Below are 7,695 nucleotides of genomic sequence, written 5' to 3' on the forward strand. Positions count from 1 at the left end.
CTCTGGCGATCCCGAAGGCTTGCGAATTGTAGAGAAGGCTAACTGGATCGGACAGGGGTTGGCTTTTCCTCGCCCTCTCCTTGGTGAGGTTCGCAAGCGTGTTGAGCTTCAGCGCACTGGCGTGTACGTCTTATGGGGTCCGAGCGATAAAAGCCAGTTACCCCGCGTATATATAGGCGAAGGGAACCCAGTGCTGCCTAGGCTGGAGCAGCACGCAAGATACAAGAACTTTTGGACACACGCAATCGTCTTCGCCAGCAAGGACCAGAACCTCAATAAAGCACACGTCCAATACCTAGAGGCACGGCTTGTGCAATTGGCTAGTGAGGCCAAGCGCGCGGAGCTGGACAACGGAAACCTCCCACAACCACCTACACTGTCGGAAGCCGATGCCGCGGACGCCGAAGCATTCCTTCGGGATATGCTGCTGTGCCTTCCCATCATGGGTGTCACCTTTTTCGAGAAAGCCAGTGCGGTACCTGTACTAGGGGAGCAGGTTCTATACCTGGAAAGTACGAGAGGAACCATCACAATCAAAGCCCGCGGGTTTGAGAGCAGCGGAGGCTTTATTGTCCTCACCGGCTCCGAGGCCTTTAAGGACGAGGTGCCGTCCATTCCTAAGCATTTGCAAGGGCTCCGAGAGTCGTTGGTAAATGCGGGTGTACTGAAGGACGAAGGGGAGATTTACCGTTTAACCCAGAGCTATAGCTTCAACTCCCCATCCACCGCGGCTGGCGTGCTCCTCGGCCGCTCTGTTAACGGGCTCACACAGTGGAAGGATAAAAGTGGGCGTACGCTCAAACAGATTCGGGACGAACAGTTGAGCACGGGCACAATAGAAGAAACGCACTGACCCCATACTGAATTCATGTTCGTGGGGACCACCCTCACTTAGGCGAGGGCATCGGGTGACATCCTTTCGCGACGCCCCCGACAAGCTGTTAGGCAGCCCGTCTAACCAATGGGTACCATGTAGCGGCTCCTGTACGGTTACCTAAAAGCTGGGCAGGGGAACATTGAGGAAAACTCACTCCTTCTTGCGCTTCTTCTCCTCCCGCATCAGCCGCCGGCGCTCGGCCCGGGAAAGACCCGGCTGGGGAGGTGGGGTGGCAGGGCGCTTCTTCTCCACGCCAAAGGGCCGGGCCTCCTCCTTAGGGGAGGGAACGGGCACGTACGGGGCTTCCCGCACCGGGCGCACGGGCTCCGCCTCCACCTTGAGCCGGAAGAGGAACTTGGCCACCTCCCCTTTGATGAAGCCCACCATGTCGTTGAAAAGCCGGGTGGCCTCAATCTTGTACTCCTGGAAGGGGTCTTTTTGCCCGTAGCCCCGGAGGAAGATGCCCTGCCGGAGCACATCCAGGTTGTGAAGGTGCTCCTTCCAGGCGGAGTCCACCACATTGAGGATCACGAAGCGCTCCACCGCCCGCATGAGGGGTGGGGAAAGCTCCGCCTCCCTGGCCTCGTAGGCCTTTAGGGCCGCCTCCACCAGGCGTTCCACGCCCTCTTCGGGCTTCAGGGCGCGGAGGTCTTCAAAGGGGAAGCCTTCCAGCTGGGGCACGGTGTCCAGGAGGGTGGCCTTGAGGGCCTCGAGGTCCCAGTCCTCCGGGTGCACCTGGGGGTTGAGGACGTTTTCCGCTATCCCCGCCACCGTCTCCTCCACCATGCCCAAGGCCGCTTCCTTCACCTCCTCGTCCTTGCCCAAGAGGATTAGGCGGCGCTGGGCGTAGATGACCTCCCGCTGGCGGGCCATCACGTCGTCAAACTGCAAAAGCTGCTTGCGGATGGCGAAGTTCCGGTCCTCCACCCGCTTTTGTGCCCGCTCAATGGACCGGGTCACCATGGGGTGCTCTATGGGCTCGGAATCGTCAAAGCCCATGCGGTCCAGCATGGCGATGACCCGGTCCGAGGCAAAGAGGCGCATGAGATCGTCGTCAAAGCTGACATAAAAGCGGCTTCCACCCGGGTCCCCCTGGCGCCCGGCGCGGCCCCGGAGCTGGTTGTCAATGCGGCGGGACTCGTGCCGCTCGGTGCCCAGGATGAAAAGCCCTCCCAGCCCTCGCACCCTCTCCTCGTCCGCCTTGCACTCCTCCCGGATCTGGCGGATCCTTTCCTGAAGCTCGGGCTTGATTCCCAGCTCCTGGGCCAAGGCCCGGGCCTCCTCCTCCTGGCCCGCCACCATCTTCTTGATGAAGAGCTCCACCTTCCACTCGTAACGGTCAAAGCCCTCCTTCTCCAGAAGGGCCGCCGCCAGGTACTCGGGGTTTCCGCCCAGCTTGATGTCCGTGCCCCGGCCCGCCATGTTGGTGGCGATGGTGACCGTCTTGCTCCGGCCCGCCTGGGCCACGATCTCCGCCTCCTTGGCGTGGTGCTTGGCGTTGAGCACCTGGTGGGGGATGCCCTGGCGCAGCACGGCCAGGGTGTGCACCGCCCGCTTCAGACCTTCCCAAGCCGCCCTCAGGTTGCCTTTGGCCGGGATGAGCTCCTCAAAGGGGGCCAGGTCCTCGTCCTTGAGCTGGGTGGGCTTTTCCAAGAGCTTCCTCAGGCGCTCCCACGCCTCCCCCTGCTGCTTCTGGCTGGCCTTCTTGAATAGCTCCAGGCGCATCTCCAGCCGGGGCAGGTAGAGGCGGGGCTCCTTGAGCATCTGGGAAAGCCTTTCCGACTTCTCAATGCTGATGGTGCCCACCAAGACGGGCTGGCCCCTCTCGTACTTCTCGGCGATCTCCTCCACCACCGCATAGAACTTGCCCTTTTCCGTGCGGTAGACCACATCGGGGTAGTCCTTGCGGATCATGGGACGGTTGGTGGGCACCACCACCACGTCCATGCCGTAGATCTCCTGGAACTCCTTCTCCTCGGTCTTGGCGGTACCGGTCATGCCCGCCCGCTTCTCGTAGAGGCGGAAGAAGTTCTGGTAGGTGATGGTGGCCAGGGTCTGGTTCTCCCGCTCTATGCGCACCCCCTCCTTGGCCTCTATGGCCTGGTGCAGGCCCTCCCCATACCGCCGCCCCGGCATGAGCCGGCCGGTGAACTCGTCCACGATGATCACCTGGCCATCCTGGACGATGTAGTCCCGGTCCCGGTGGTAGAGCTCCTTGGCCCGGATGGCCTGGATGAGCATGTGGGCCAGCTCCATGTTCTCCGGGCTGAAAAGCCCTTCCACCCCCAAGAGCTTTTCCGCCTTGGCGATGCCCTGGAGGGTGAGGTGCACGGAGCGGTTCTTCTCCTCAATGGTGTAGTCCCCCGTGGGCTCCTTGCGCACCCCGGGCTCGGCGGGCAGGCCCCTTTCCAGCTTCTTGGCGATCTCCGCCATCTTGTAGTAGAGGTCGGTGGCCTTCTCCGCGGGGCCCGAGATGATGAGGGGGGTGCGGGCCTCGTCAATGAGGATGGAGTCCACCTCGTCAATGATGGCGTAGTGCAAGGGGGTATCGTGGCGCAGGACCAGCTGGTCCGGGGCTATGGCCATGTTGTCCCGCAGGTAGTCAAAGCCCAGCTCGGAGTTGGTCACGTAGGTGACGTCCGCCAGGTAGGCCTTGCGGCGCTCCTCGGGGGTGGAGCTGTGCTGGATCGCCCCCACGCTGAGGCCCAGGCCCCGGTACACGGGCCCCATCCACTCGGCGTCGCGCCGGGCCAGGTAGTCGTTCACCGTGACCACGTGCACACCCCTACCCCTCAGGGCGTTCAAGGCCACGGCCAGGGTGGCCACCAGGGTCTTCCCCTCCCCGGTCTTCATCTCGGCGATCTTGCCCTCGTGGAGGACCGCCCCGCCGATGAGCTGCACGTCAAAGTGGCGCAGGCCCAAATAGCGCTTGGCGGATTCCCGGGTCAGGGCGAAGGCCATGGGGAGAAGCTCCTCCAGGCTTGCCCCCTTTTGGTGTTTCTCCCTGAGTTCCGCATAGGCCGCAGCCAGGTCAGGGATCTTCTCCACCTCCGGCTCCAGCCGGTTGGTGGGCTCCACCACTTGCTTGTAGTAGCGGGCGATCTCCCGCTCGTTGTTGTCAAAAAGCTTCCGTATGAGGCCCAGCATCCTAAGGCCGATTGTACCCCTATTGGATGAGAAAGCCTTCAGGCCTCTTCCAAGGGCCAGTAGGCGGCGGCCCCCAGGGATAAGGGGCTAGGGGAACAACCCGCTTGGTGGCGACGCCAGGCGGCCAAGGCCACCATGGCCCCGTTATCCTGGGAAAGCCCTTTAGGGGGGAAGTAGACGGTAAGCCCCGCCTTCTGGAAGCGGGCCTGCAGGGCGCGGTTGGCCGCCACCCCCCCCGCCACCAGGAGCACCCGGTGGCCGGTGTCCTTGGCGGCCCGGAGGACCACCTGGGCCAAATGTTCCACCGCCGCCTCCTGGAAGCCCTTGGCCAAGGCCGGGGCCTCGTGCCCCGCCTCCAGAAGCTGCACCGCCTTGGTCTTAAGGCCGGAGAAGCTGAAGTCATAGCCCTTCTGCTCCCGTAGGGGCACCGGGAAGGGCACCTTCTCCTTGGCCTCCTGGGCCAGACGTTCGATCTCCGGCCCCCCGGGAAACCCCAGGCCCAGAAGCCTGGCCACCTTGTCAAAGGCCTCCCCGGCGGCATCGTCCCGGGTGGCCCCCAGGAGGCGGTAGCGGCCCAAGGCCTCCACCAGGAAGAGGTGGGTGTGCCCCCCGGAGGCCACCAGGGCCAGGAAAGGGGGGTTTAAGCCCTCGGGCCAAGCGGCCACAATGTGGGCCTCGAGGTGGTGGATGGCGTAAAAGGGCCTATCCAGGGCCCAAGCCAGCCCCTTGGCGAAGGTGTATCCCACCAGCAGGGCCCCGATGAGCCCCGGACCCCGGGTAGCCGCCACCAGGGAGAGGTCCTTGGGCCCGATCCCCGCCTGGGCCAAGGCCTCCTTCACCAGGAGGGGAAGGGCCTTGAGGTGCTCGCGGCTCGCCAGCTCGGGCACCACCCCGCCAAAGGCCTGGTGCAGGGCCACCTGGCTGGCCACCAGGTTGACCACCACCTCCCCATCCCGTACCAAGCCCACCCCGGTGTCGTCGCACGAGGTGTCTATGCCCAAAGTCCACATGGCCTTTCCTCCAAACCCCCGCCCCGGGAATCCGGACCTGCCCAAGCCCCTGGGCCCTTACTACCCTAGCAGACGCCGAGGGGCCCGGCTAGGCTAAGGGGGATGCTCTGGCTCCTCCTCCCGGTCCTCCTCCTGGTCTACCTCCTCTACCGGGCGAGGAGGCCCAGGGTGCGCCCCTGGGCGGGGGTGTGGCTTTGGTCAAGGGGCAGGAGGAGACGCTTGCGGCCGCGGTGGGACCTAAGGCTCCTCCTCCTCCTCCTGGGGGCGGCCCTCATGGTCCTGGCCCTCGAGGACCCCCCCTTAGGACCCTCCCCCCTGGTCCTGGTGGTGGACGCCTCCGCCAGCATGGCCGCCCGGGAAGGGGCCAAAACCCGGCTGGACCTGGCTAAGGAAAGACTCCTTCCCCTTCTGGAAAGGACCCCGGAGGCGGTGCTGGTGCGGGCGGGGGAAAGGCCTGAAGCCTTTGGCCCCGCCCCGGGCATCGCCCTAAAGGGGAGGCTTTTAGAGCTGGAGGCCCAGGACCGGGAGGCCCGGCTGGAGGAGGCCATCGCCTTAGGCAGAAGGCTCCTAAAGGCCCCCGTGGTGGTGGCCAGCGACGCCCCCCCGCCCCCCGGGGTAGAGGGGTACATCGGCGTGGGGACTCCCCAGGAGAACCTGGGGATCGCGGCCGTGGCCCCGGGGTTCTTGGCCCTGGGGAACAGCGCGGGCCGTACCCTCACCGCCCGGGTGGAGGTGGGGGGCAAGGTGGAGGAGGTGCCGGTCCCCCCCGGGGGCTTTGCCCGGCTGGAGAAGCTTCCCTCCACCTTCACCGCCCGCCTCCTAAACGGGGACGCCCTAGACCTGGACGACCAGGCCAGCTTCGGCCTTAGGCGGCCTGGGGTGGTCTACCCCAAGGCCCCCGCCCTGGAGAGGCTCTTCCTGCTCCTGGGAACGGCCCCGGGGGACGAGGTGGAGGTGCGCATCGGGGTACCGGAGGGCCTGCCCGATAGGCCCACCCTCTACCTGGCCCCCCAAGGGGGGAACCCGGTCCCGGTCCTGGCCACCACCCCCCATCCCCTCCTGGAAGGCGTGGCCCTCTTGGGCGAACGCCTGCCCTCCCCTCCACCCCCCAAAGGGCCCTGGCAACCCCTAGCCGAGGGCGAGGAGGGGGGGCTCATCTTCTTCAGCGAAAAGGGGCTATACCTACCGCCTTTGGCGGCCATCCAGGACCGTCCCTTTTTCCCCATCTTGGTCTACAACTTCCTCAGGCCCTACCGGGAGGTGCGAAGCGGGCTTCTCTCCCCAGGGGAAACCCTACTCCCCACCCCCGGGCCCAGCTTCCTGCCCAAGGAGCAAGGGGGGGCAGGCCGCTATCTGGCCCTCCTGGCGGCCATGGTCCTCCTCCTGGAGGCCTTCCTCTTCCGCCCAAGGCCAGAAGCCCAAAAGGGATAAGGCCCCCCTTGGCCCCATCCCCCTTGGCTTGGCGAAAGCCCCGGTGGGGTGGCATAGTGGGCCCATGCGCTTCCGTCCCTTTAGCGAGCTGGATCTGGATCTCCTGAACCGGGTGGCGGGAAACCGGCCCCTAAGCCGGGGAGCGGTGCGCTTTTTCGCCCGCACCGGGCACTCCTTCCTGGCGGAGGAAGGGGAGGAGCCCAAGGGCTTCGCCCTGGCCCAGGCCCTTTGGCAAGGGGAGGCCACCACGGTCCTCATAAGCCGGATAGAGGGTGAGGACCAGGCCACCCTGGAAGGCCTCCTGGCGGCCGTGGTGAAAAGCGCCTACGACGCTGGGGTCTACGAGGTGGCCCTGCACCTGGACCCCAACCGGGAAGCCCTCAAAAGGGCTCTAGAGGCCCAGGGATTCCACCTAGGCCCCCTGGTGCTGGCGGTGCGCATCCTGGGAAGCCGGGGGGCAAGGGGGGAGGCCCGGGGCGTTCTAGAATAGGGGCATGAACCGCGTCCTCATCGGCATCCGGGGGGAGCCCACCCCAGAGGGCATGGAACGGATCCTTGCGGCCTTGCGGAACCTGGAGGGAACCTCCGAGGTCCAGGCCACCGGCCCCGCCCAGGTCCTGGTGGAGTACGACCCCCAGGTCCTCACGGTGATGGACCTGTTGCGCACCATCCGGGAGGAGGGCTTCCTGGCAGGGATGCTCTAAGGGGCTACCTTCGGGAAGGCATCTCCTCCGGAACGCTGGGCAGGCTATTACCATCGCCGCCCTGCCCCTTCCCTTGCCCTACTGAGGGATGACATTTAGGCCCACCCCCAGTGGACCCCGCCCCGCCTGGGGTGCCACCGGCGGGTGGGGGAGGCGCAGGGCTTCCGCCTCCCTTCCCGGGAGGAGGGAGCAACCTGTCCTCCACCCCCTGGGAGAGCCCCTGGAAGAGGCGCTCACTAAAGGCCAAGACCACCCCTAGTCCGTACACCGAGGGGGGCTGGAGCAGGCCCGTAACCCCTTCCCCAAGGAGCTTTAGCCCCACCCCCAGTTCCACAACCAACACCCCCAGGAGGGCCGCAAGCCCACCCAGTACAGGGGACAGAAACAGGGGTACCCAGTAGGCCCCGTAGTCCGTGGGAAGCCTGTCGGTTCGCACCACCCGTAGGAGCCGGGAAAGCAGGCCGCCCCCGAAACCGGCAAGGAATAGAAAAAGGGGTTGAGCGGAGCCAAAAACCTCCATTAAGAA

General features: G+C 65.4%; 7 protein-coding genes. 4 read left to right on the forward strand and 3 right to left on the reverse strand.

Translation table 11 applies throughout. The features are described 5' to 3' along the window. A partial coding sequence (locus Q0693_RS02340) for a GIY-YIG nuclease family protein (protein ID WP_298628890.1) occupies window positions 1-853 on the forward strand: 853 nt, incomplete at its 5' end. 174 nt (window positions 854-1,027) lie between these two features. Here Q0693_RS02340 and secA read toward each other — a convergent pair. After that, a complete protein-coding gene (gene secA / locus Q0693_RS02345; protein WP_298628892.1) occupies window positions 1,028-4,024 on the reverse strand; it encodes a preprotein translocase subunit SecA in 2,997 nt (998 codons plus the stop codon). A gap of 38 nt (window positions 4,025-4,062) precedes the next feature. After that, window positions 4,063-5,034: a tRNA (adenosine(37)-N6)-threonylcarbamoyltransferase complex transferase subunit TsaD gene (gene tsaD, locus Q0693_RS02350; protein ID WP_298628894.1), complete on the reverse strand. Its 972-nt coding sequence runs from the start codon at window positions 5,032-5,034 to the stop codon at window positions 4,063-4,065. A gap of 102 nt (window positions 5,035-5,136) precedes the next feature. Between tsaD and Q0693_RS02355 the strand changes: the two genes are divergently transcribed. From Q0693_RS02355 to Q0693_RS02365, 3 genes are all read left to right on the forward strand, one after another. Beyond that, window positions 5,137-6,465: a VWA domain-containing protein gene (locus Q0693_RS02355; protein ID WP_298628897.1), complete on the forward strand. Its 1,329-nt coding sequence runs from the start codon at window positions 5,137-5,139 to the stop codon at window positions 6,463-6,465. A gap of 64 nt (window positions 6,466-6,529) precedes the next feature. Continuing rightward, on the forward strand, window positions 6,530-6,955 hold the full coding sequence (locus Q0693_RS02360) for a DUF1999 family protein (protein ID WP_243030411.1): 426 nt from the start codon (window positions 6,530-6,532) through the stop codon (window positions 6,953-6,955). Between the two features lie 4 nt (window positions 6,956-6,959). After that, window positions 6,960-7,169, forward strand: a complete 210-nt coding sequence (locus tag Q0693_RS02365) for a heavy-metal-associated domain-containing protein (protein WP_243028167.1) — start codon at window positions 6,960-6,962, stop codon at window positions 7,167-7,169. 4 nt (window positions 7,170-7,173) lie between these two features. Here Q0693_RS02365 and Q0693_RS02370 read toward each other — a convergent pair. Continuing rightward, window positions 7,174-7,695 (reverse strand): hypothetical protein (locus Q0693_RS02370; RefSeq protein WP_298628901.1); only part of this gene is annotated, 522 nt, incomplete at its 5' end.

It is taken from the genome of uncultured Thermus sp. (assembly GCF_938010445.1).
GTDB lineage: Bacteria > Deinococcota > Deinococci > Deinococcales > Thermaceae > Thermus > Thermus altitudinis.